The 24,244-nt window shown below is 40.5% G+C and carries 20 protein-coding genes; 11 read left to right on the forward strand and 9 right to left on the reverse strand.

Translation table 11 applies throughout. The features are described from left to right. The first annotated feature begins 105 nt into the window (after nt 1-105). From G6053_RS10570 to G6053_RS10590, 5 genes are all read left to right on the forward strand, one after another. The gene (locus G6053_RS10570; RefSeq protein WP_108632133.1) at nt 106-597 is read left to right on the forward strand and encodes a hypothetical protein; all 492 of its coding nucleotides are present in this window, start codon (nt 106-108) and stop codon (nt 595-597) included. Between the two features lie 61 nt (nt 598-658). Then, nucleotides 659-1,090 carry a hypothetical protein gene (locus tag G6053_RS10575; RefSeq protein WP_108632132.1) on the forward strand — a complete coding sequence of 144 codons (432 nt, stop codon included), beginning with the start codon at nt 659-661 and terminating at the stop codon, nt 1,088-1,090. A 160-nt stretch (nt 1,091-1,250) separates the two neighbouring features. Continuing rightward, nucleotides 1,251-1,667 carry a hypothetical protein gene (locus G6053_RS10580; RefSeq protein WP_146190960.1) on the forward strand — a complete coding sequence of 139 codons (417 nt, stop codon included), beginning with the start codon at nt 1,251-1,253 and terminating at the stop codon, nt 1,665-1,667. Continuing rightward, nucleotides 1,654-2,214, forward strand: a complete 561-nt coding sequence (locus G6053_RS10585; RefSeq protein ID WP_108632911.1) for a GNAT family N-acetyltransferase — start codon at nt 1,654-1,656, stop codon at nt 2,212-2,214. The genes G6053_RS10580 and G6053_RS10585 overlap by 14 nt, the downstream gene beginning before the upstream one ends. Beyond that, nucleotides 2,211-2,573, forward strand: coding sequence for a hypothetical protein (locus tag G6053_RS10590; RefSeq protein ID WP_146190959.1), 363 nt, complete (start codon nt 2,211-2,213; stop codon nt 2,571-2,573). The genes G6053_RS10585 and G6053_RS10590 overlap by 4 nt, the downstream gene beginning before the upstream one ends. Nucleotides 2,574-2,633: 60 nt before the next feature. Here the strand turns inward: G6053_RS10590 and G6053_RS10595 are convergent, their stop codons facing one another. Together G6053_RS10595 and G6053_RS10600 are read right to left on the reverse strand one after the other, a co-directional pair. Further along, nucleotides 2,634-8,273 (reverse strand): DUF3320 domain-containing protein, encoded by a 5,640-nt coding sequence (locus G6053_RS10595; protein WP_206531918.1) that lies wholly within the window; start codon nt 8,271-8,273, stop codon nt 2,634-2,636. Nucleotides 8,274-8,690: 417 nt separating this feature from the next. Next, nucleotides 8,691-9,137, reverse strand: coding sequence for a hypothetical protein (locus G6053_RS10600; RefSeq protein ID WP_108632128.1), 447 nt, complete (start codon nt 9,135-9,137; stop codon nt 8,691-8,693). A 274-nt stretch (nt 9,138-9,411) separates the two neighbouring features. Here G6053_RS10600 and G6053_RS10605 point away from each other — a divergent pair, with 274 nt between their 5' ends. Beyond that, nucleotides 9,412-9,840: an SRPBCC domain-containing protein gene (locus G6053_RS10605; RefSeq protein WP_108632127.1), complete on the forward strand. Its 429-nt coding sequence runs from the start codon at nt 9,412-9,414 to the stop codon at nt 9,838-9,840. 40 nt (nt 9,841-9,880) lie between these two features. Beyond that, nucleotides 9,881-10,663, forward strand: a complete 783-nt coding sequence (locus tag G6053_RS10610; RefSeq protein ID WP_181390434.1) for an alpha/beta hydrolase — start codon at nt 9,881-9,883, stop codon at nt 10,661-10,663. Nucleotides 10,664-10,729: 66 nt separating this feature from the next. On the opposite strand, the gene G6053_RS10615 is transcribed toward G6053_RS10610, so the two are convergent. Then, nucleotides 10,730-10,924, reverse strand: coding sequence for a YqaE/Pmp3 family membrane protein (locus G6053_RS10615; protein WP_108632126.1), 195 nt, complete (start codon nt 10,922-10,924; stop codon nt 10,730-10,732). 347 nt (nt 10,925-11,271) lie between these two features. Here G6053_RS10615 and G6053_RS10620 point away from each other — a divergent pair, with 347 nt between their 5' ends. Further along, nucleotides 11,272-11,481: a hypothetical protein gene (locus G6053_RS10620; RefSeq protein WP_146190958.1), complete on the forward strand. Its 210-nt coding sequence runs from the start codon at nt 11,272-11,274 to the stop codon at nt 11,479-11,481. 11 nt (nt 11,482-11,492) lie between these two features. On the opposite strand, the gene G6053_RS10625 is transcribed toward G6053_RS10620, so the two are convergent. After that, complete coding sequence (locus G6053_RS10625; protein ID WP_108632124.1) at nt 11,493-12,026, reverse strand: hypothetical protein; 534 nt, start codon at nt 12,024-12,026, stop codon at nt 11,493-11,495. Nucleotides 12,027-12,343: 317 nt separating this feature from the next. Between G6053_RS10625 and G6053_RS10630 the strand changes: the two genes are divergently transcribed. Next, on the forward strand, nt 12,344-12,796 hold the full coding sequence (locus G6053_RS10630; RefSeq protein WP_108632123.1) for a GNAT family N-acetyltransferase: 453 nt from the start codon (nt 12,344-12,346) through the stop codon (nt 12,794-12,796). A gap of 67 nt (nt 12,797-12,863) precedes the next feature. On the opposite strand, the gene G6053_RS10635 is transcribed toward G6053_RS10630, so the two are convergent. Then, the gene (locus G6053_RS10635; protein ID WP_108632122.1) at nt 12,864-13,289 is read right to left on the reverse strand and encodes a DinB family protein; all 426 of its coding nucleotides are present in this window, start codon (nt 13,287-13,289) and stop codon (nt 12,864-12,866) included. A gap of 364 nt (nt 13,290-13,653) precedes the next feature. On the opposite strand from G6053_RS10635, the gene G6053_RS10640 reads away from it, so the two are divergent. Beyond that, a complete protein-coding gene (locus G6053_RS10640; protein ID WP_108632121.1) occupies nt 13,654-14,439 on the forward strand; it encodes a hypothetical protein in 786 nt (261 codons plus the stop codon). Nucleotides 14,440-14,540: 101 nt separating this feature from the next. Further along, nucleotides 14,541-15,686: an acyltransferase gene (locus G6053_RS10645; RefSeq protein WP_108632120.1), complete on the forward strand. Its 1,146-nt coding sequence runs from the start codon at nt 14,541-14,543 to the stop codon at nt 15,684-15,686. Between the two features lie 58 nt (nt 15,687-15,744). Here the strand turns inward: G6053_RS10645 and G6053_RS10650 are convergent, their stop codons facing one another. From G6053_RS10650 to G6053_RS10665, 4 genes are all read right to left on the reverse strand, one after another. Next, nucleotides 15,745-17,295, reverse strand: coding sequence for a right-handed parallel beta-helix repeat-containing protein (locus tag G6053_RS10650; RefSeq protein ID WP_165306386.1), 1,551 nt, complete (start codon nt 17,293-17,295; stop codon nt 15,745-15,747). Between the two features lie 148 nt (nt 17,296-17,443). Continuing rightward, complete coding sequence (locus G6053_RS10655) at nt 17,444-18,766, reverse strand: IPT/TIG domain-containing protein (protein ID WP_108632118.1); 1,323 nt, start codon at nt 18,764-18,766, stop codon at nt 17,444-17,446. A 131-nt stretch (nt 18,767-18,897) separates the two neighbouring features. Continuing rightward, nucleotides 18,898-20,775, reverse strand: a complete 1,878-nt coding sequence (locus tag G6053_RS10660; RefSeq protein ID WP_165306387.1) for a RagB/SusD family nutrient uptake outer membrane protein — start codon at nt 20,773-20,775, stop codon at nt 18,898-18,900. A 20-nt stretch (nt 20,776-20,795) separates the two neighbouring features. Then, nucleotides 20,796-24,227, reverse strand: a complete 3,432-nt coding sequence (locus G6053_RS10665) for a TonB-dependent receptor (RefSeq protein ID WP_165306388.1) — start codon at nt 24,225-24,227, stop codon at nt 20,796-20,798. Nucleotides 24,228-24,244: the final 17 nt, after the last annotated feature.

Genomic DNA, 24,244 nt, shown 5'->3' on the forward strand with positions numbered 1-24,244 from the left:
ATTTAAATTTGGTAATTTTGCGCTGCTAATTAATTACCTTATTATATATTTAGGCGTTTTTTTGATGTCCGGAGAGAAACACAAATGTCGTTTAACAAGAGAAGAATGTATTTATACCTTATATTTTTGGTCGGTTTAGTACTATTTATTGTACTATTTAGCTTGATTTTCAGGAAGTATACTGCTGGATTTAAACCTGAAAATAATCAGATCAGTTATGAAGCTTCAGCTGATTTAGTGGGCGAAGAGATCAGAAAGATTTCGTCCCGTCCTTTCCTGTTTGGCATGGAAGATAATCTTGTCAGCGATGAAGATTTCTATTTTGATGATATAAACTTTTATGCTATCGATAATAAACAACAAAGAAAGGCGGTTTTCCCGCTGACGGATATAATCGAACTGAGTAAGACTTCGATAACAATCACCAATGATAGGGTCTGGCAAGTCGTTATTCAGAAGGCTGACGATCACAAGATAGTATTTAAATTTACCCATAACTATACCCTATGGAATAAAGATTTCTATAAATTTTATAAGAAAATAGAGGAAGTAAATCCTGCTGCGGTAAAATCAAAATGGAGTCTCTGGACAATGTAAGCAAGATCAGGTATCACGAAAACAAGGATGCGTTGAGAATTGTTATATCGGGTAAAAAGTCATGAATAAAGTATTATCAGCGATTCTGATCTCAGCAGCACTCATCGGACAGACCGCGTGTCAGTCCCCGTCAGACCAGGATAGAAATATGCGAGATAACTCAGCTGATCTGGAATCAGCAGAAAAAGCAGTCTCTTTTGACGATGGCCGTTTGGTAAAGCATATGGAAATAAAGTCAGGACATACTGATACTATTTTTATTTTCGTTCATCGAGCAGATTCTGTTCGGGTAAAAATCAAAACTCCCTCAGATACGGCTAATATTCGGATTAGCCAGCTATTTTCTCCAAATGGAACAGCCGACGGACCTTTTGGGAAAGAATTGACCCATCGTTTTATTGATAGCGGACAATACTATATTACTGTCAATGAAAATAGGATGGTTGGCAATCGGTATACAGGTCCCTACGAAGTGGAGATTATTCCAAATTGAGAACGGCCTTATCATTTTGATAAGGCCGTTTCTTTTTTATATCTTTTTAAATAAAATTATCTTTCTGTATATCAGGTTATTAACCTCTTTTTTGTTGTTTTGGAATATTGTTTGGTTCATCCCGTGTACAGTGAAACCTGTAGACATAAAAAACGATACAATGGATGTAAGAAAAAAAATGGATGAAGGACAGACAGTGGATTTTATTGCCGCTGTAATCCCTGAGTTGAATCTAAGATTAAGAAAATCCGAACTTAAAGGAGACTACAAAAATATTATAAAATTGATCTCACAGTTTGCAGAAGATGTCATTTATGCCAAGGATTGGCATCGTTTTGAATGGATTATGCAAGTCATGGCTTATGTGCATGATCGGGGAACCTCCGAACTTCAGTTTGTGATAAACGGATTACTTCCAAACACCTTCTCCAGAGTAAAAAAAGCATGCAACTCGATTGAATGGAATTACCTTGAAGCCCGCTTGCCACTTTCAATACAACGGCTTGTTTTGCCCGAAGGTACCTATGATAAAGAAAAAAACAAGCATGCTGAATATCGTCCCTATGAAAACAACTGATGTATTAATTCGGCAGACTATTCCGGCCGACTGTAAATATGCGGTTCGGATCTCCCAGGAAATGGAAGCTTCAGCGCGTGCGCGCGGTATCGGAATTGGACGAAGAAGTCCCGCGTCTATCGCTCATAAAATGTTGGAAGGAAATGCCGTTATCGCTTTGACCAAAGCTGGAGAATGGATTGGTTACATTTATCTGGAGGTGTATGGACATGCAAGTTTTGTTTCTCATTGTGGCTTGATTGTAGCTCCAGACTGGCGCAGACTTGGCATCGCAACCCAAATGAAGGAGTGTATATTTTGGTTAACACGGGAAAAGTATCCAGAGGCAAAGATATTTGGCATCACAACGACATTGGCGACTATGCGAATCAATTCAAAACTCGGGATGCGGCCGGTAACTTTCTCAGAAATAACACAGGATGCATCATTTTGGCGTAAATGTGAGCAATGTGTGAATTATCAGAATTTAAAAAATACAGGATTTAGAAACTGCTATTGTACGGCGATGATGTTTGAACCGGATATAGCATTAAACGCAAGTAAATGATGAATATAAAACAGGCTCAGGAAATAATTGTTTCGGTAATACCATCGGTTCAAACGGAAATCTTGCGACCCGAAAATGTTGGAAATCCACTTACAATAATCAGGATTCTTACCGCTTATATTGAAAAAATGATCGCACAGGCGTGCGAAGATGAGCTGGGAAAGGCGCTGCATCTGATGGAATATATGCACGAAAAAGGAGAGTGGAGGCTTCAAAATGCGGTGGAAAATATATTTGTTTTTTCATTGGACAGTATTTTGAATGCCTGTCCCGAATCGCGCCGAGGTCAAGTGACCGGCAAGATTCCTATCGGAATTTATACGGCCTATGTCAATCAGATATATAGATCAGGCAGCTAGGCCTGATCTATATGGTCCAAACAAGATAAGAGGATTATAATCACTTAGCAGCAAATGGGCCTAATCTATCAGCACAATTCTCCCATTTATAGATTTCCAATATGCCTGCTGCAATAATTTATCTATTGAATTATTGACAATTATATCAATTTGAGCGCCAGTCTTTGAAAAGCCAAAGGCTCTTGCGGCGGCACGTACAAGATCCTCCCGCAATAGACTGAGGTTGGTATCCATGATCTCGATGAGCGCAATCTCTATTTCTTGGGGAGCAATATCTTCTATTGCCCGTTTTTCCAGACTATTGTCTCTATAGTGGGTCAGGTCGGTAGCCAATTGCCCCTGATCCCAATAAAAACTTTGATGTGAAATTTCCTCCCTTATATCCGGTAACTTTTTTATAAGCTCACTTAGATATTGGGTAAGTTTTCCGGAGGATCTTGGGAGTTCCCATAGGCGTAGTACTTTGCGAAACAGATGATTTTGACCAATTGGAGATTCTGTACGGATGATTTTCAGGATCTGATTGCTCAATGTTGCGCGATGTGTTGCATCATAAATTGATTCCGCACTAGCTGTTGCCATTGAACTGACATTGGCACTTAGATAGGGTTTCATTTTACTTGAAACAATCGCATCATCGGATATCACTGAAATATTTGCCTTTGGTTGTGGTTGTGAGGCGTCAATGATGATAGGCTCTTGTATCTTCGCGTCATTCATGATACGTTGCATTACCACTTGGATGTCAGCCAGTATTTTTTCTCTGTTTTTTATCCAGTCTAAGGTCCAGATGCGATAAATATTCCATCCTAAGGATTGTAGAACCTCGGGAATAAGCAACTCTCTGTCATTTGTCGTTTTTGTATTGAAATAGTTTTTTCCATCGACCAAAATTCCCAAAATATACTGTTGCGTATGCATAGGATCAACAATACCAATATCAACACGGTAGCCAGAGGTTCCGATATTTGTTTTTGCTTTTATTCCATTTCGATCTAAATGGCCGGCAATAGACTGGATGAGCGTATGTTTTTCTTTATCTGGTGCAACAGTTTCCGTTGTTTGCAATATACCTCTTTCTGCAAAGTTCAAAAAGGCTTTCAGTCCTTGCACACCAGCCGAACTGGTACGGCTTAAATCGATCTGGTCCCCCTTTAGCGAAGAGAAGACACGCATTTGATATCGGGCCCGGGTGACTGCGACATTTAGTCTTCGCCAGCCACCCTCACGATTCAATGGACCGAAATTCATGGAAACTTTCCCTTCTTCATCTGGACCATAGCCAATTGAAAATAAAATGAAATCACGTTCGTCACCCTGAACATTCTCCAGGTTTTTAATGAAAATGGGTTCCTCTCCCTGCAGTGCGGTTTCCTCTAAAGTAGGGTGTTCGGAAAATAAAAGCTGTAGCAAATCTTCTATTAGATTCTGCTGTGTTTGACTAAATGTAACCACACCTAATGAACGATGGGGATGATGTTCCAAATGATGTTTTATGTATTGAATAACAGCTTCAGCTTCGTTCTGATTTGTTCTTGTTTTCCCTTTGTCATAATGGCCGTTTATAAATTGATAACTTACCTTCCTGTCCTGATCGTCATGAGAAGGAAATGTCAGCAATTTGTTTTCATAAAAGTTGGAGTTACTGAAGGAAATCAGACTTTCATGTTTACTGCGGTAATGCCGCAGCAGGTATTTGGACGGAATGGACAAGGCAAGGGTATCATCAAGGATACTCTCGAGATCCTCCAATTCCAGATTGTCTTCATCGACTTTGTTACTGGCAAAGAAACTAGTTGGCGGCATTTGTTTGGGATCCCCGACAATAATGGCCTGCTTTGCCCGTGCAAGAGCACTGATTGCCTCAGATGTCGGTAATTGTGAAGCCTCATCAAAAATAACAAGATCAAAATGATCGGTATTTACGTCGAAATATTGGGCGACCGAAATTGGACTCATCAACATACAGGGTTTTAACCGCGGAAGTAAAGTCGATATTTGGTCAAATAAACGGCGGATACTGACCCCACGCCCCCGGTTACGGATGGCTCGTTGCAAAATACCGATTTCTGAACTATGGACCGCTTCCTGGGAGAGACTCGGAATTTTGTTGCTTAGCTCCAAAATCAATTGATCCCGAACCAGTCGGGTAAATTCTTGATAAAGTGCCTTATACTGTACGATCTGAGCTTCATATACAGCTGCGTCAAAACCATTTAGAATAGTGGACTGATCCAACGATTTTATGAAGTAATTGAGATGCAATACACTTTCCATATCTCTGCTTAATTCATTTTTATCAATCTTGTTTGATTCAAGGAGGTCAATCAGCCAGGATAATCCAAGTTTTATTCCCTGATCTTTATAATAATTGTACCTGATCCAGTCTTCAAGGCTATCTAAATGTAGTTTTATCTGGTTTAATTCTTCGACGTCCGGAATATATGTTAAGAATGTCGAAATTTCCTGATGTTTATCCGCATACTGCAGTAGGGTGAGGATAGTGGCAGGGATCCTCAGCTTTAAGTCTACAGCCGTGAGGATGTTGGTGAGCCAGGATTGGAAATTTTCAAATTTGAGATATTGCGCCAGACGATTTAGTTCTTCCAGTTCATTCAGGTTCTGTAATAATGTGTTTAAGTCAAACTGGTTACCGACAAGATAATAGCTCGTCGCTTCGTTTATGGTATTAAACTGCGGCTCGCTTAAATTCTTCGTAAAGAGATCAAAGGAATTTTTTTGATTAAAGAATTGATCAACTTGTTGTTCGGAGTTGATTTTATTTGTGGCAAAGCCATTTAAAAAGTTTTTTACTTTGCGCTGTTTCAGCCACTTGAACAGAAACCAGGAATGCTTTGACTGATTCCAGACAGATTCAATAGGGTTACAGTCTGTGGTGAATATTCGGTTGCCAAAACCTGTGGTAAGCACTTCTTTTAATGCTTGCTTTTGGGTTTGCAATTCAATCCAGTGATCAAGTAAATTCTTTTGACGTGGGTCAAAATGCACATTCACGAGGGTCTGATGCGCTTGAAAATGAGCTGTTTTTTCGAGAAGTGAGCATAGAGAAGCTTTGTTTACGATCCAATTGTCCGACAGGTTCAGCTGCAGATCCGATTGGGCTTTGGTCACATGAATAGATGCCTGAACGTAATCGTCGATAGATTTTTCGATCTGATTTTTATGGGCAAAGTTCTGATCTTTCAACGGGATCAAACGCAACGGGTGCGTGTCAATAGCGGGCAAATTAGCTGTTAATTGTCCAAAGGGGATTGCCCAGTCCTGCCAGTCATTCCAGGTCTTTTTATCGATAACATCCAGTTGCAAAGGTAGCAGCCATGCTGTGTTGATTGCAATATGGTTGCTGTCTAGATAAGAGACAGAATCATACAGGCTCCATCCTACTGCGAAGGGCTGATGCAGGGCGTCTACGTAGCGACTTAATGCCGCTTTGCGCTGATCGATACGCTGGGCTTCTTCCTGAAAATCAATATGACTTTGATATTTGGGGGTTTCCAGGCTCTGCTCCAGTTGCCTTAGCACATCTGATTTTTTGGATTTATTGGAGTGTAACTCCAAACAAAAGGAGCCCAGTCCAATTTTTTCCAACCGGCGATGGACCACATCCAGTGCCGCCTTTTTAGCAGCCACAAAAAGTACCTTTTTGTCATTCGCCAAAGCATCTGCGATAATATTGGTAATGGTCTGGGATTTACCCGTACCGGGAGGTCCATGTAAAACAAAGCTTTTATTTGCGTTCGAGTGCCGGACAGCTTCCAATTGCGAATTATCGGTTGGTATCGGTAATGTTAACCGCGAAGATGGCATCAGTTCCAGATTTTCCGAATCGCCGCTGATATCCAGCATTTCTGAAAGCCTCCCGTCAATCAAGCTCTTTACAATCTTACTTTTTTCAATTTCTTCAGCATATCTGGATAAATCTTGCCATAAAATCAATTTGTTAAAAGAAAAGTTCCCTAAAACAACCTGTTCCAGGATATCCCAACCTTCCAGATTTAAAATAGACTTTCTTAAAATGGCGAGTACTTTCTGCACATCTACTCCCGATTCATCCATCGGTAGTGTCTCCAATGTACTGAGATTAAGTTTGAATTCCTGCTTGAGATATTCCAATAAGGTAATATTGATCATAGCCTCTTCCTCACGGCTTCGGAGTGTAAATTTCGTGTTAACGGATCGACGGGATAATTCTACCGGAATCAATAGGATAGGAGCGAGTCTGGCCTGCTGCTTGGTTTTGGGTTCAAACCATTTCAATAGACCGACACCCAGATACAATGTACTTTTCCCGTTTTCTTCTTCGGCTAATTTCGCATTACGGTACAAGTGTGTTAAAATGATATCCAGGTCATCCTGATGGTAATGGGTCAGCAGGCGGTTGTAGCGAAATGCGTCATCTGCGAGTTTAAATAATGGCTCGGAGAAGTGTAAAGGTGCTGAATATAGATTATAACGGCGTAAGAGCTGTTGATTGTTATTGGGGTGAATTGACAGTGATTTCCCATTCGAAAGGTGATCTTCCAGATGGTCTATTTTCAGATCCACGATCTGCAGCATGCTTTTGGTGAACCGTAGATTTAATAGATTATTTCTGAGGGAGAGATCGAGCAACTTCCTTTCCCATATTTTTTGTTTGGTTAGCTCTTTAGCGTCACTAAGAGCTAGGTCCAGCTTGTTGTCATCTAGCGTAAAATGATCGATAGCCTGTTGTTTAGGTAGGCTTGAAGAGTTCTTTATACCTGCATTGTCCAGCTCTTCTTTTCCCGTAAAAGGTAAGGGAAGAATACCATGTGAACGGGCATGTTTGATATCAAGAGATAAGATAAAATTGTTTGCATGCAAGAGCTGTGTTTCGGCGTTGTTCATTGCCTCGCGCATGGTATACGCATTTCCACGGCACAGATGAGTAGACTCAATTAAAGCAATATCATCAATCCCATGAGCGATCCGTTTTGAAATAGCGGCCTGATCATAGTTGATTACCGTCTCTAACCGTTGGTCACTGAGCCAGACACCAATAAATGCATGACCATGCGTAACAATAAGAATCGGATTCAGATCGATCGCTTCCAGGCAGGCCGCAAATAATAGAGAAATATCAATACAGTTTCCGAATTTGGTTTCATAAATCTGATCGACCAAACGAATCCGCTGACCTTCAGTTTCGAAGCTCGGGGGCATGGCACTGTAGGTAATATTGATATTTAAAATTGCTTGGTATATCGCCGTTACTTCCTGTAGGACACGCTCCTTGTTATTGGATTGATAGCCCAAAAAGGCCGGCTTTAATCTATTTTTTTCAAGAATCTTGACCGCCTCTGCTTTAATTGTATAAATTATATGGTGATTGGGTAACACATAGGACGCTAACAACTCCGGATATTTACTTAATCCGCCAAAATAATCCATGGGTAACACCTTTACGGCAAACTTTTGCTGATGTAATATTTCATTTTTAGAAGAGATAGTACAAGTAATGGTGTCCATATCTTTCTCCACGAGATTCCGGATATATGGAATATTGTAGTCGAAAGCTAAATTTTCCAGCGTTACTGGAATTCCCTCCGAAAATTTATCCATATAAAATGCATAAGGGCTGAACAGCCCTATTTCAGAAGTCATCTCAATTTTAATGTGCTCGATATCTCTCGTGACCGCAGTGATTTTAATTTTTTCCACCAGGGACAGGCTATGGAAACAGAAGCTATAATTAAAGTGGGAAGCCTTCTCTATTGCAACTTGAAAACACGCATTAGTTTCGATCATTTTAAAAAAATATATTACTTTAAAGATATTGAAAATTTATTTACTCCCAATTGCTTTATGCACGAATTCGAAATGTTGTTTTAAATGTAATTTTTGGCAAAAAAGATAAAAGGAGCATGCCCCTGCAACTTTTGGTGCGTCATCTCTACCCACAAATTCATCGGTTGAGATACAGGCAATCTTCGAGATTGATTAAGCAGAAGCGCTATGTAGGCATTCTTGTCAGTCAAAAAGGTTCAAAAGGAGATATTGTTCTTTGTAAGATAAATAAAAAATGCCAATGTGATAAACATTGGCATTACCTTTACGTCCTATAAAGTTTCAGGGATGTTATTCAACTTCACCTTTATATTTGACTGTACCATCGACATATAAATCTGATTTTTTTGCATCATATTTGTAAATATCCTTTTGGTACAGGTTGTCTTCCGTTTTATCCAAAATAATGGTTGTTTTATTGTCATCTGGCAAAAATAGCTCCATTTTCGATTTATCATCGTTTACGACAACAAAAGCACTGATGACAGCATCCCCCTCTTTGGTATCAACAGGATTTAGTCGCATTCCGACATTGAACACCTGAATACATCCCTGCTTAACCTCACTCCAGGTTTGACCTGCACCTACAAGACACCCATGTTCATCTTTATCTCCGCCAATAGATGGCGTTTCTTCTTTGGCCTTCTCTTCTGTGTTCTCAGTAGATTTTGATTGCTGTGTATTGTTACATCCGGCAAATAGGATCACACTCAGTGCTAGAATCGCTATTTTTTTCATTTGAATCGGTTTTTCTATGTGTTCTGATTCTGCTGTGCAATAAATATACCATATTTTTCAAATTGTACTTTTTATCTAAAAAAATTAAACGTTGCATAAATATTGTCATAGGGCAAGTTAATTTAGTACGCTGTTTATTAATATTGTCTTTCAATTGATAGGTTGCTATTCACTTGCGACGATCAGATCTGCTGGACGCAGCAGACGATCGGAATATTAAATAGGAAAGACAATGATCAATAGATAGAATGTATTTAACCTAAAAATATAAAATATGGAAGCTGCAGACTCAAACAGAAATACCCTAGTCTCGGTTGTTTTGGTGGAAAGGCCGATTGAAGATGTCTGGGAACATTGGACCGGTGCCGGATCCATAAAACAGTGGAACATTCCATTTGATGATTGGCATTGTCCAGTAGTGACAAACGATTTCAGGGAAGGAGGGCATTTTAATTTTCGAATGGAGCGAATGGAAGACGGAGAGGGCTTTGACTATCGCGGCGTGTATGACCGAATTATCCCATTCGAATATATTGAAAGTACCAGTGCAGGGAGAAACTGCATTGTCGAATTTCAGGCAATAGATAACAATACAATTCTAAGGGAAACATTTGAACCGGATACAAAAACTCCTTTAGACCTTCAACAAAAATTCACAGACTCTGTTCTGGTCAAATTTAAGAAATTTATGGAAAGCAGATAAATTTTCCTCCTAAATAAGCCAAACTAATTAATATTGAATTATGGATATATTGAGCAATCATTCAGGCTATTCTCCAGCCAATGGAATAAAACTATATTATGAGATCTATGGAACAGGAAAACCGCTGATACTTATTCACGGTGGCGGTTCTTCTGGTTTTTTTGATTTTGAGGAAACCGTGAAACGGCTACAGAATCAGTACCAATTGATTCTGTTGGATATGCAGAATCACGGAAAATCGGCACATAGAAGAGTTCCCGAAACATTTGAGCAGGATGCAAAGGACATTGTAGCAGTATTGGATCATCTCGCCATAGCTAAAGCTTCATTTTTTGGTTTCAGTAATGGTGCGACCACTATTTTGAAACTCGCTTCTCTTTTTCCAGATCGGGTAGACCGATTGATCGCAGCTTCCGGTAATACAAAAAGGGCGGGTTTGTTAGATGGTTTTTTTGAGGGGATGTCGGCTTCAACGATCGAGGTGATGCCGCCATCGCTGAAAGAAAACTTTTTGAAATTAAATCCGGATCCCGAAGATTTTAGAAATATGTATGAAAAAGACAGCCAACGAATGATAAATTTTCGCGATTTTGAAGCCGGAGCTTTAGAAAATATATCATGTCCGGTATTTCTGATCGGAGGGGATCAGGATGTGGTGAAGGGAGAGCATTTAGCTGAAATGCAAAAACAGATCCCAGATGCCCGTCTCATGATCTTACCCGCCAACCATGGAAACTATATGATGAAAGATTTCAACGGTCAGACTGATGAAGGATTAATTGATTTTACCATTTTTCAGGTTCGAAAATTCCTGGAGGCCTAATAGCACTCTTTTGTGGCGGTGATGTATACATTAACGATCCGATTTTAGGACAGGTGATTGCTACACTTAATGGCGCATACTTCGTTCCAGACTTCGTATACGTTGTTTATTTTTTCCATCTACACGTGAAGCAACCGCCCAAATAGCAGCTGGTAACCAGCCCAAAATAGTGAGCTGAAGGATTAAACAGATAATTCCACTGAAAATTTTTCCTCTTAAAAAGAAGGATAACCAAGGTAGTAACACTGCGATCAAGATCATAACAATTGATTTATAAAAGAGTAATATCTTATGTTAAAATAATCTACGTTTATCTGGCTATAGATAGCTTAGATGTTCAAAGCAAAAATCGACAATAATAAGAAAGAAAGCAAATAAGAATGGTGAAAAATTGCTGCTACTTGCTTCAATATGAATGCTGTTACCAACATCGCCACTGTCGGCGTACTGAATCATTATTTGGCAAATTGATAAAAATGTTAAGAAATCTTAAAGTTTTCTGTTTCCAATCTTCTTTTGAAAATTTAGTTGAGGAGTGGCACCAATGTTGATGTTCCCCTGTCGAATATTTTTAGATGCAGTTTACAATCGAATAAATGACGGAACAAATGAAAGATAGCAAAAACATAATTGAGATTTTGGACAATAAATATAAGGCTTATTTAGAAGATGAAGGAAAATGGCTCAATGAAGGGTTCAGAAATATTTTTACCGAAGGTGAAGCCAACAGAGAAAATCTAAAAACACCAGTTTACCTGATGTTGCCCGAAGAAATTAGGGAATATGTGGATCAATTGTTATTAGATCATTTAAGTTAACAGGGAGGAGGCTAATTTACAGCAGGTTTTTCTAAATATTTAAGGTATCCTTCTTCCTTTCGGGGTTTGACGGGATTCCTTATTCCGAATCTTTTAATAGTTTGATAAATCTGCTGTTTTTCTTTTCTGCTCAGTACATTCAGCATAGTCAGCATCTCTTTGCCTTGCGTGGTTTCTAGTTCGAGTCTCGTTCCCGTCCAGATACTCGCTGTTATCCGGATATTGACAATTTGCACAAATGGAACAAAAACCAATAAATCCAAGTCCGTTATAGCCTTTTTTAATACCGGGCTACCACACATTCGCTTGAAATAAAAACCATGTATATCTGTTTTCGCTCGAATGGTCCTCTTCTTGTTTTTCAAAACCCAAAAACCGGTAAGAATACAGATAAGTTTCAATGGAATCGCTACCATGGAATATAACAAAGAGGAAATATCGATGCCTAATGGTGCTAGACCAATGAACACTAAAATAACGGCGATAGTGGCACTTTTCCTTTTTGGTCGATAATAAATCTTTTCAGACTGAACCTCATTAACCATAAGCTCTTTATCATTTTTGATAAATATAAAGGTGTAAAGTACTCCATGTATGCTGCTTTTACAATTCGTCCGAAAAGATTTTATATATGATCATACATCAAATTGTGTTAAACTGATTGCTGATCACGTCATTATGAACAAATGAAATTTTATCCGTCGATTGAAGAATGCAACACGACTGAACTCCTCCCGTCTTCGTTTAATGACTTTAATCAGCGATGGTAACATACTGGACTGTCTGACATCTCAAATCTGGAGGATGAGGCGAATTTCTTTTACGAGTATTTTTGCCCGTATAAATCAAAATATTTACTAAAATGAATTATCAAATTAAAAAAGCTAGCCTCGAAGACCTGGAACAGACTGCAGAACTGTTTAACCTCTACCGGATTTTTTATCGCCAGGAATCGGATCTGGAAAAAGGGAAGGTCTTTTTAAAAGAACGGTTTCTGAATAGCGAATCGGATATTTTTCTAGCGATGGTGGACGGTAAAGCGGTAGGATTTGTACAATTATATAAACTGTTTCATTACACCAAATTGGAAATGCAATGGCTGCTGAGCGACCTGTTTGTTCATCAGGACTATCGTGGTAAAGGACTCTCTGTCGCACTGATAGACCGAAGTAAACAATGGTGTACGGAAACCGGTGCCTGTGGTTTGATGCTAGAAACGGAAAAAACAAACGATATCGGCAATACGCTATATCCACGTTGCGGATTTGAATACGACGGAGCCCACAACTATTATCATTGGTGGAGTAAGAAGTAAACTATATTTTGTCTAGTCCTTAGAATCATCTGATTATCTGGACTAGACCTTCTTTATGAATTTACAATTAAGCTAGTATTTGATGCCGGTGATGATTGAGGTGGGTTACATAATCTGCCATCAAAAACGCCAATGTTAGATCATTACATTTTCGTGCTGTCAGATCTCTCGCAATCAGCGTCCTGAATAGAAATAAAAGCTGCTTGTTGAGCGATAACCATAAGTCTGTGAGTTGTTTAGTCTCTGACTGCTGATAATTTGCGTTTTCGCAAAAGTCATCCTGTGCATAAAAAATCTGCGGGTTTTCTTCAGATTGTGCTCTTATAAACCGGAGATAGTTTGTCATGGCGCTATCGATCAAGTGTCCTAAAATTTCCTTCTTGCTCCATTTTCCCGGAACTGACTTTTCATTAAATGCGACTGTATTAATGGCCGAAAGTTCGGCTGGAAAAGTATCAATGAGAACTTCAAATTCATGTATAAAATCGTTCATTTTTATTGAATATTAATATAATGCTAGTTTTATGTTATGTGATTACATGGCTTGTCACTTTTTCAAAAAAAATAATATTTTGTTTGAAATTTGATAAAAAAATTACCGCAAGTTGTATTTAGAGATAAGCTGTTATCGCTAATTTATAAATAAAAATTTACGAACAGAAATCAATTTGTTCTTACTTCCATTTCATGGTTTGGATTAATCGCATCCCTTTCTTCGGATAACGATCAATTTTTAAAACCAGTTTGCACGGATTGTAAATAATATTGTCAACCTAACGCTGTACTCCTTATATTTGACTATCTTTTGCCGCTGGTTTAAGATTGAAAATGAAAAGATAATTTGAGCAATTTTCCCCATGAAGCTATTTAGTTCTATACATAAAAGTCTCCTTTTTTCACTGCTTTTATTGACGTTGTTATATTCTTGTCAATCTCAGGATCCGGATGTTGTATTCTTGGATAAGTTGGATAAGTCGTTCGATGTTTCAAAGTTTTATGCGCCGAAAATAAAAAAAACGGAGTCTATATTAGCTTCTGATGTGAATAACATGGACAAGAAAGCATTAAAGGAGGTTTTTGAAACCGCCATGTTCAAAAAAGATACCATGGCAATTTTTGATAGCGAAGGAAGTTTGCCGACGCCATTTTATGTGGAGTCTACCTCGGGCTGGGGCACGAGGAAATTAAAACCGAAGAAATATTATGGCTATCGCTATACAACGGTGTCCTACAACGAAGAGAAGGATACCTTGGCCATGCTGAATGGTGTCGCTTTTCCCTCGCTGGCTATGGGGGAAAATAACGGTGGTAAATTCGCTTATTTATCGGCGAGCAAAACCTCAAAAAATATGGCCGATTTCCAAAATCTTCAGAATTTTCTACAAAAATCATACACGCCTCTCAACCTATCAAAAGAAGCCGGGTTTGGGGTAAAAGGCTGGGAAAGTCCGGATTTCTATTATTTTTTAACTAAAAAAGATAGAACGGAAGAACAGATCTTCTCTTTTGGTGAATCCGAAGATGAAGGTCCGACTACAACTGCCATTTCTGATATACTTTTGGAAATTTTTAGTAAAGAATATATTCAGGATATGCGGAAAGAACAGGTTTATTTGAAGGATTATATTCCTGTTGTTAAATGATAAACGATTCGTTTGAACGGCAGCGATAAAACGTTTTTTCAAATTTGTTTATATTTACGTCTTTGCTTTAGGAAATCAATCAAACTATTCTTATTATTTCTATGCCTAATACAGCAGTTTCTACATCCGCGTATGCCGATACCAAACCACATTATACTGTGCTCGACGGCCTGCGTGGTGTTGCAGCTATCACAGTCGTATGCTTCCATATTTTTGAAGCCTTTGCAACCAGCCACCTGGATCAACGTATTAACCACGGTTATTTAGCAGTCGATTTTTTCTTTATGCTCTCTGGATTTGTTGTCGGTTATGCTTATGATGACCGTTGGAGAACGATGACGACAATGGATTTTATCAAACGCCGGATTATAAGGCTTCATCCCATGGTTGTTATGGGGGCGATCATTGGCGCTTTGATGTTTTATTCTCAGGGCTGTTCGGTGTGGGATGTATCCAAGGTGACTGTTTCGGCTTTATTGCTGGCTACGGTATTGAACGCACTGTTGATCCCTGCTCTGCCTGGACATGAAGTAAGAGGCCTAGGGGAGATGTTTCCACTTAACGGCCCGAGCTGGTCTTTATTTTTTGAATATATTGGTAATGTTCTTTATGTTTTGGTCATCCGTAAATTTTCAACAAAAGCACTTGGCGGGCTCGTCGTCGTTACAGCATGTGGATTGGCTGTTTTTGCTATCTGGGGCCCATTGGGTGATATCTGTGCAGGGTTTTCGCTGACAGGAATGGAGTTCACAGCCGGATCATTACGTCTTTTATTTTCTTTTACCGCAGGTTTATTTCTATCTCGAGTATTTAAACCTGTTCGGATAAAAGGGGCATTTTGGATCTGTAGTATTATCCTTGTTTCACTTTTGGCGATTCCGCGTATCGGGGGAGCTGAAAACCTCTGGATGAATGGACTCTATGATACGTTGTGCTGTGTGCTGATTTTTCCACTGCTAGTTGTTCTGGGGGCTTCCGGAAAGGGAGGCAGTTTTACAAACAAACTGTCTAAATTCCTGGGAGACATCTCTTACCCTTTGTATATGGTGCACTATCCCTTTATCTATTTGTATTACGCTTGGGTAAAAAATGAAAACCTCAGCTTTGAAGAATCATTGCCCGGTGCAGCAGCGGTTGTAATCGGTAGCATTGTGCTCGCTTATATTTGTTTAAAACTATACGATGTCCCTGTGCGAAAATATCTGACCCAGCGATTTTTTAAATCGAAGGAAAATCATTCGAATTAAACGCAAGATAGACCAATAGACAATTTCGTGTCAACTGGCCTATTTTCTTTTTAAACGATTATTTTTGAAATGCTCCAATGGAAATGCGATTTGACTCAAATCTTGCCTGTCCACTCAAATCCAATTCACCATGGATTGCTTGACCAATAAATTTCCCTTTGGCGAGGGCAGGAGATGAGTCCCGTAATCCAAAATCTGCTTGTGTCGTTGATATAAACCCCGGGTCCTGTCCAAAGATCGTATGTGTATCGCCAATAAGGGTTGATTTCCAGGTGTGTTGATCCCGGATGACTTTCCCATTCCATATCCACTGACCTTCTCCGGTACTGAAGTATAAATTGTAGTCAATCGCATTGGATTTACCCGTATTGGTATATTTATGAATAAATACACTATTAGGCTGTGCTACAATAATATTATTCTGGATGATGTTTTCTGTACAGCTCTCAACAAGTCGTATTTCACCTTCAATTTCATCAAAATACCCTTTGTCGATATTGTTGTGAAATAAGGTATTATTCACAACATAACACTTCAGCGTACCACCACCGGTGTAATTTAGGTAACCGCCTAAGCTTATCCCCGCGAGTGAATTGTGATAAACTTCGTTATTTCTTACGATACAGTCACGTGTCGGAAAATGATCAGTTTCACTGACTAGCCCGATTCCCCGTCCACAGCGATAGACACTGTTTCTTTCAACAATGATATCCCGGGCGCCATCGATGTAAATCCCAATGGCCCCGTTATGCTGGGCAAATGCGGGGATAGGACCAGTTCTACCGTCAATATCGTAAACTTCGTTTTGGCTGATCAGTCCATTACGTACATAGTTCAGGCTTGCTGTCGCATTGGCGGCATATCCTCCGGCTGCAACAATACCAATATTTTCGCCATTGTATACCTTATTTCGTCTGATAATAAAGCCATCGACATATCCATTGATTGTCAGATTTTCGGAATAACCGGTATTGCAGTCATGGATCGTATTATCCTCCACAATAATATCCTGTAAGGCCTCGGCGGTATTGCCAATGACCAGAATACCATGCCCACTTCTGCCATCCTGTGGGCTGGCATTGTTTTCGATATGATGGACTCTATTATTTCGCACAGTGATGTTTTTAGAGCCTTGATCAATAATAATCCCATTCACATCATTGCCTTTGGCCTGTGTTTTAAAATTTCGGATTTCAAAACCCTCAAACTGAATAAATCGGGCATTTCTGATCGTTACTAATGCTTCTGTGCCGAAGATGGATAGTCCCTCGCCATCAATGGCCACCGCTTCATTGGGATAGGGCTTTATCGTAATGAGTTTTGCTGAACTTCCCGATTTTGAAATCATTACTTTCTCATGGTAGGCACCCTCGCGAACAAAAATAGTGTCGCCTGGTGATATTGCCTCCAAAGCGCGGGCAATCGTACGAAAGGGCTTGCTCTCCGTACCCTTGTTTAGGTCATTGCCCCTAACCGAGACGTACCTGCTTTTTTGAAGAGCTGCGTCGGTCTGTGTATGATCGAGATGATCAGCATGACCACATGCTGCAAACAATAGCATACCCTGCAGCAGTACATAGCTCAAGGAAAATAGACGCTTAAAAATCATATAAAGTCATTTGAAATGTAAAGAAGCTGTCGAAGGCATAAAAGCGAAGCTTCTGAGAACGCATGAATTGAAAAGATGTCGTCGGGGATGCAACCCACCGCTTAGAAAAAGCAGGTGTCCGATCGCTTTACGTCGGACACCCACTCATTTATTCCGAGATAATCTTTCGGACACTATTATTTTTCTTGTCAATGACATAGACCGTACCATTTTTGTCTACAGCAACACCTTCAGGCACATTAAACGAAGCGGCTTCGCCAACGGCATTTGTAAAACCAGCGATATTGGATCCTGCAAATGTACTTACCTGGAATGTCTTGCCATCCACCAAGCGGATGCTCTGATCCGGAGATCCACTATCGGCACCGGCGGTACCATTTCCAGCTACATATACATTGCCTTGGTTGTCAGCTGCAATACCCCAGGGGAGGGCAAATTCGGCCTCTGTATTGAGTCCATTTTTGTAACCATATTTACCAGAACCGGCACTCATGGTATGCTTCCATGTTTTGGGATCGTATTTTCTGATTTGATTGTCGCCATGGATACAGATGTATAGACTGCCATCCGGTCCGCAGGCCATTCCTGCTGGAAAATTCAATCCATCGATGACTGTCGTTACTGCTGTACCATCTGTATTTAACTGATAAATAGGAGCCGGGGAGGTAACAGAATTATAGTATAGCTTTTTTGAGGTTCGGTCATAAGTAATGAACCAAGGCTCTCTCGCGGCCCAGGCGACAAGCTTTGCTGTACCATCGGGTGTTATCTTACGGATATCCCAGTTTCCGGGATCGACACAATACAGATTACCCTGTTCATCAATGGTCAATCCATAGGGAAGGCTAAACCGTGCTTCACCTCCTTTCCCTTCTGCAAAACCGGCATTACTTGGGGATCCTGCTAACGTACTGACGTTTCCGGCGGGATCAATTTTACGGATACAGTGGTTACCGGGGTCAGTGACATAGACATTTAACGCATCATCTACAGCGATACCGCCATTGCGGTACCAAGGTTCACCACCAAAATTAAACTTTGCATCAGTACCTTTTCCGTTAAAGAATCCTGCAGTTCCGTTGCCGGCCAAGGTACTGACTGTTCTTTTATAGATATAGTTGTAACTATCTTTTGACGTTCCCGTTTTTCCGCCAATAGAGACTTCAATAACTCCACTGCCAGCCCTTTTAGGGACTATGGCCATAATCTGCGTGCCATTTGATGCTATAATCTTTAACGGGATGCCATTGAGCTTAACGGAAATCGCCGTGGTGTCCGTTGTAAAGTTCTCCCCATTGATCAGAACTTCTGTTCCATAGATACCTTGCTTTGGAAGGAAATCCGTGACAACAATTGCCGCATTGGGATCATGTGCTGCACCCATATTATCTTTCTTACATGAACATATTCCCACCAATAGCACTAAGGAGAGGAGGGGAAAGAATAAATACTTTTTATATATTAATTTCATCTGTCAATAATTTTTTTTCCATCCGCCAGATGGAGCTTATCCTATTTTAAAATTTACATGTACCTGTGGGATAAAAATGAAATTTTAAATAGGAAGGTTCATAAATAGTAAAAGTTAAAATTCAACCCCAATTACCAGCCAGGATTTTGAACAAGGGCTGTATTCTTGTCCAGATCATCTTGGAAAATTGGAAATAGATACATTTTGTCATCCCAGAATCTGTTTTGTAATAAGTTTCTTTTATAAAAGTCCTGATAAAAAAATCCTTGATTGTTATCGTTTGAAGCGATATTCAACCGGTATATTGCGCGAGCGGCTGGGTTTCCCATCATCAGTCGACGAATGAGCGTGAAATAACGGTCGCCCTCAAAAGCCAGCTCAATTTGCCGCTCTCGAAGAATCCATTTACGTTGTTCATCTTTATTGCCCACCACCTGTGGATAGACAGTTTCCAATTTAGGCAAACCGGCCCGTTGACGGACAAGGTTTAGATAGGATAGAATATCAGGATGGCTCGGATTAACTTCATTGAGCGATTCGGCATAATTTAAATAGATTTCGGCCAATCTGATATGGATATACGGACGATATACGGCTCGATCCTGGCGAATATTACTGGCTGGACTGACATTTTTTTGTGCAAGGTATCCTGTTTTATCGGCACTATTTGAATTTTGGACCAATCCAGCTTTTCCTGAATAATAAAACTCGGCCCTTCCGCGTCCATCCTTGTTGGCATCTGACGAAAAGAAGTTGCGGTCATCGGCTGTCGGTGCGGGTAGGATAGGCTTACCATTATAGAGGATATTGACGTAAAATCGCGCTTCCCGGTTTACATACATATTTGAATTGCCAGCGATGTAACCTCTATTGACGCCATCGCGGCTCTTGCCCCAGTCGGCTGGATCATCCGTTGCTACAAAACCATCCTCCCGATAACCAGAGCTGGGATCGTCAATAGTCTTGCCATTACGCATCAGGTGGGCATCTACCACATTTTGTGTGGCATTCATCATCGCAATTCCACCGGGTTCAGGTGCACTTCGTTTCTCATGTCCCCATTGCCAGGTGTCCGCTTTGTGCGTGGAAAAAATAATCTCATTATTCCAGTTTGTTAAAAAGAGGTTACGGAAAGACAGGTAAGGATCGAATTTTGAATCTCCTTCATCCAGATTGGTAAAGAGCTTATAGGCATTTAAGTCAATAACAGCTTTTGCGGCATCAGCGGCCAATTGCCATTTATTGGCATCGTTCTGCAGTGGGGCAAGTGCCTTACCATCCTTGTTTTTGAAATTTGCAAATCGTGGATTTCCATTCCATAAGGGACTTGCAGCCCATAGCGCCACCTGTGATTTTATGGCCAAACAGGTTCCTTTGCTTGGACGACCATAATTGGAGGAGGCGGACCATACCACAGGAAGGTCTGCTGCAGCAAGATCCATCATGCTATTGATGTAATCGACACATTCCTGAAATGAATTGCGGGGATATTTGTTGAAATCTTCGTTCAAACCCAATGTCCCTTTCAACAATACCGCTGGGCCATATTGACGTAGCAATTTCCAATAGTACCAGCCCCGCAAAAACCTTGCTTCGGCTTTGTATTGTACTTTAAGTTCTGTGCTCAATGCACCTTCGGGAACCTTGTCGATGTTTTCCTCAAAAACAAATGATTGCCGAATAGCGGCGTATGCATTATTCCAATAATGCTGCCAGTACATGCTTTGTGGATTCCAGTTCCCGACAGCCATTTGCCGAACATTCACAACGGGTATGTTACATGAACTTTCATCGCTGGCACCAAGGGTAGTAAAATCGTCTACAGGTGTTTCGATATAACTATAGATCTGGTTTAAGTAAGATTCTGCATTTGCCCTGGTCTCCCAGACCATGTCTGAAGTGAGGAGGTTATCCGGTTTCTTGTCCAAATAAGTACAGCTTTGCATATTTTGGCATAAGGCCAGTGCCAGTAGGCCTGATACGATATATTTTGGTGTTATCTGTTTCATAGTTGTGGTATATAGTTAGATTAAAACTGTGCCCGAACGCCGAAGGTAATCATGCGATTTAATGGATATTTGGCACCGTTGCTTCCCAATTCGGGATCCCAGAGCTTGAATTTGCTAAACGTCAGGAGGTTTTGGCCTGATGAATACACATACATAGAGGTGAAACCAAGTTTGTCTAAGCCTTTTGCTTTAATAGTATAGCCCACAGAGGCCTGTTTCATACGGATATAAGATCCATCTTTTAACCAATGTGTACTGTTAATATAATTGTTGTCACTTCCACTGGCCATGGTTAGGCGTGGGTAGTAAGCGTCCTGACGTGGATTTTCTGCGGTCCAACGGTCTTCAACAATGGACATGGTATTGTTGGGATAGATTCCCAAACCCGAAAAAGGGAGCACACCAACACCATTGACCCCCATGCCTTTTCCAGGGATTTCACTGCCATTGGCCATAATACCTACGTCCGCGACCCCTTGGAAGAATACCGAAAGGTCAAAGTTTTTATAGGATGCAGAAAAACCAGCACCATATAACCAAGAAGGAAACCAGGATTTTCCAAGGTAGGTTCGGTCATAAGCATCAATGATATTATCATCCTCAGCATTTAAGTTTTTGTAACGGATATCCCCTGGAGATACCGGGTTAAACTTCTGTTGCGGGGCAGACTCGACCTCTTCTTTGCTCGTAAAGTAACCCATGGCAATATGTCCCTGGTATTCACCAAAGCGTGTTCCGGTCATTGATTGATAACCATACCGCCTGACCGGCTCATCGGCGAAGACAATTTTGTTGCGGCTATAGGTGACATTACCAAAAAGGCGGAAGCCAACTTCCCCAAATTTGTCGTTATACTCAACACTGGCGTCCATGCCTTTATTGTCCATCTCACCTTTATTGGCGTATACGGCTAAGTTACTATAACCGGCGATAGAAGAAAGGGATTTTCGTTCAATCAAAATATTCTTACGACGTTCGGCGAAACCGTCAAAGATCAGATTGAGCTTGTTCCACAGGCCAATTTCAAGACCGATCCCGGTTTTATAGGATTTTTCCCAGGTCAGGTTTTCTACACCCATTACATTTTCTGTCTTTCCGCCGGCCCAAGTTCCATTAAGACCAAAGCCTGTAAAACCACCACCGCCGATCTGCGTTAAGTAGGGAAAACGGCCGCCAGCTCCAATATTGTCGTTTCCAACAATACCATAAGATCCTCGAAGCTTTAATAAGCTAAATGTCTTTTTCAACGGCTCAAAAAACTCTTCATTGGAAATCACCCAGCCAGCCGAAGCGGAAGGAAATAGGCCAAACTTCTGGCCCTTCTCGAAATTTTCAGATCCTGTATAACCAGCGTTTACTTCAACAAGGTATTTATCACGGAATCCGTAGTTAATCCGTCCAGCCAAACTTTGGTTACGATAGGGAATAGAGCCAATAACGCTGCCTGATAGACTGACCAGACGGTTACGCATATTATAGAGGAACATCCCGCCGATTTTGTGATCATTGAAAGTACGATCATAATTTAAATTACCTTCGAGGTACATGACGCGTTGACCGGAAGATTCCTGGCTATAATCCAAAAATTGTTGACCGACTCTAGTTTGGTTAAAAATAAAGTCCCCTTCAGGGGTTCTTCCTGTTGCCTGCCATAAATCATTTTTTCCTGAGCGACGGTTGTTGAATTCGCCATAACTATCAAAGGAAAACCGGGCATAAGCAGACAATCCCTCAGTAATGTCGTCTAATTTTTGATTAATGGTCAGTACCGACTGCACAATGGGTTTAAATTCGCTGGAATAACCATTGTTTTGTACTTCATTTAATGGGTTTGCGCCACCACCGCTAAGTGGTCCGGCCCATTTACCGTCCGGATATTGAATTGGGTATGCGACGGGTGTCGTCGCATAAGCCAAATACCATAGATCACCGGCAGCAATACCGGGATAGCGGGAGTTGACCAACATCCCTGTTAAGTTGAGCTGAACGGAAGTATTTTTTGATAAATTGACATCTACATTACTCCTGAAATCATATCGTTTGAAATCGAGATTAGGGTTGTAATTGTTTAAGTTGCTTACCTTATAAGGGCCTTTTTGATTATAATACGATCCCGAAATATAGTATTTCACCGATTCGCCACCGCCGGTAACATTGATGTTGGCATTGGTCAGCATGGAATTCTTTTTATACACTTCATCAATCCAGTTCACATTGGGATACATATAGGGATCTAGTCCACTTTTTGTTTTTTGGATCAATTCATCTGAATAGGTTGGGGTCAAGCCCATATTTGTTCTTGCTTCATTCTGCAGCTCCATATATTTTATGCCATCCAGCATTTGCGGTGTTTTTGTAAAACTGGAAAAGCCATTCTCTGCCTTAAAGGAAATCTTTGGTTTGCCAGCGACACCTCTCTTGGTGGTGATAATCAAAACACCGTTGGCACCCTTAGCACCATACATTGCCGTGGATGAGGCATCTTTTAATAAGGAAATACTGGAGATGTCTTCCGGGTCAATATTATTGAAAGATCCACCGAAACCACTATTGACATCATCACGTTGTACACCATCAATGATAATTAAAGGTGACGAATTACCAGCGTAAGTCCCGATTCCACGAATTGTGAAGGTCGAATTGTCATAACCGGGTTCGCCACTCGATTGTACCGAGATAATACCTGCTACCTTACCTGCTAAAGCATTCGATAAATTGGGAACCGGTGTACGCATATCGGCCATATTTACCGAACTTACGGCACCCGTAACATTGATTTTTTTCTGTGTACCATAACCTACAACAACAACATCATCCAGATTATTATTGGCCAATGCCAAGGTTATATTTAAATGGTCCTTGTTATCTGCTGGTCGTTCAATAGGTTCATAGCCTACGTATGTAAATGTCAAGATCACCTGGCCGGATCCGGATGGTGGGGCGATGGTAAAATCTCCCTTGCCGTCGGTTGTCGTTGTGATCTGGGTATTTTTTATACGTACGGTAACACCGGCTAATGGGTTTCCCTGTTGATCTTTGACCGAGCCATTGATGGCTTTTTGATTTTCGGTAATCTCTGCGGTACGAGCTACTCCCGTCGATTCTTTTGGACGTATTATTAAGGTCTTTTTGATGACTTCAAACTCAAGTGCCTGATTTCGAAACAAGGCTGTCAGCGCTTCATTTAACGTGGCATTCTCCAGATTGAGGGTGACAGGGCTTGCTTTCTTGATCAGCTTTGAATCATAAAGCAGGTCAAGCTGCGCCTGTTTGCTGATTTCTGCAAGAACAAGGTCGACCTTACTATTTTTAAAATGTAGGTTCATTTTTTGGCTATAAACCGGAGTTTTAGCCTGAACAACGCCAAAAAATGCGAGCATTAGGTAGAACTTCATAATCAATAGGGTCTTAATTAAGAACATGTACTGTTCTTTTCCCAGTATTATTTTCATAATTTTGTTTAGAATTA

The organism is Sphingobacterium sp. DR205 (assembly GCF_011064245.1).
GTDB classification, from domain to species: Bacteria; Bacteroidota; Bacteroidia; order Sphingobacteriales; family Sphingobacteriaceae; genus Sphingobacterium; species Sphingobacterium athyrii.

Excerpts from the sequence above, each read along its gene's own strand:
- G6053_RS10570 (WP_108632133.1), top strand. The coding sequence starts at position 106 with ATGTATTTATACCTTATATTTTTGGTCGGTTTAGTACTATTTATTGTA.
- G6053_RS10605 (WP_108632127.1), top strand. The coding sequence starts at position 9,412 with ATGGAAGCTGCAGACTCAAACAGAAATACCCTAGTCTCGGTTGTTTTG.
- G6053_RS10625 (WP_108632124.1), bottom strand. The coding sequence starts at position 12,026 with ATGGTTAATGAGGTTCAGTCTGAAAAGATTTATTATCGACCAAAAAGG.
- G6053_RS10655 (WP_108632118.1), bottom strand. The coding sequence starts at position 18,766 with ATGAAATTAATATATAAAAAGTATTTATTCTTTCCCCTCCTCTCCTTA.
- G6053_RS10635 (WP_108632122.1), bottom strand. The coding sequence starts at position 13,289 with ATGAACGATTTTATACATGAATTTGAAGTTCTCATTGATACTTTTCCA.
- G6053_RS10660 (WP_165306387.1), bottom strand. The coding sequence starts at position 20,775 with ATGAAACAGATAACACCAAAATATATCGTATCAGGCCTACTGGCACTG.
- G6053_RS10575 (WP_108632132.1), top strand. The coding sequence starts at position 659 with ATGAATAAAGTATTATCAGCGATTCTGATCTCAGCAGCACTCATCGGA.
- G6053_RS10665 (WP_165306388.1), bottom strand. The coding sequence starts at position 24,227 with ATGAAAATAATACTGGGAAAAGAACAGTACATGTTCTTAATTAAGACC.
- G6053_RS10580 (WP_146190960.1), top strand. The coding sequence starts at position 1,251 with ATGGATGTAAGAAAAAAAATGGATGAAGGACAGACAGTGGATTTTATT.
- G6053_RS10590 (WP_146190959.1), top strand. The coding sequence starts at position 2,211 with ATGATGAATATAAAACAGGCTCAGGAAATAATTGTTTCGGTAATACCA.
- G6053_RS10630 (WP_108632123.1), top strand. The coding sequence starts at position 12,344 with ATGAATTATCAAATTAAAAAAGCTAGCCTCGAAGACCTGGAACAGACT.
- G6053_RS10640 (WP_108632121.1), top strand. The coding sequence starts at position 13,654 with ATGAAGCTATTTAGTTCTATACATAAAAGTCTCCTTTTTTCACTGCTT.
- G6053_RS10600 (WP_108632128.1), bottom strand. The coding sequence starts at position 9,137 with ATGAAAAAAATAGCGATTCTAGCACTGAGTGTGATCCTATTTGCCGGA.
- G6053_RS10585 (WP_108632911.1), top strand. The coding sequence starts at position 1,654 with ATGAAAACAACTGATGTATTAATTCGGCAGACTATTCCGGCCGACTGT.
- G6053_RS10615 (WP_108632126.1), bottom strand. The coding sequence starts at position 10,924 with ATGATCTTGATCGCAGTGTTACTACCTTGGTTATCCTTCTTTTTAAGA.
- G6053_RS10610 (WP_181390434.1), top strand. The coding sequence starts at position 9,881 with ATGGATATATTGAGCAATCATTCAGGCTATTCTCCAGCCAATGGAATA.
- G6053_RS10645 (WP_108632120.1), top strand. The coding sequence starts at position 14,541 with ATGCCTAATACAGCAGTTTCTACATCCGCGTATGCCGATACCAAACCA.
- G6053_RS10620 (WP_146190958.1), top strand. The coding sequence starts at position 11,272 with ATGAAAGATAGCAAAAACATAATTGAGATTTTGGACAATAAATATAAG.
- G6053_RS10650 (WP_165306386.1), bottom strand. The coding sequence starts at position 17,295 with ATGATTTTTAAGCGTCTATTTTCCTTGAGCTATGTACTGCTGCAGGGT.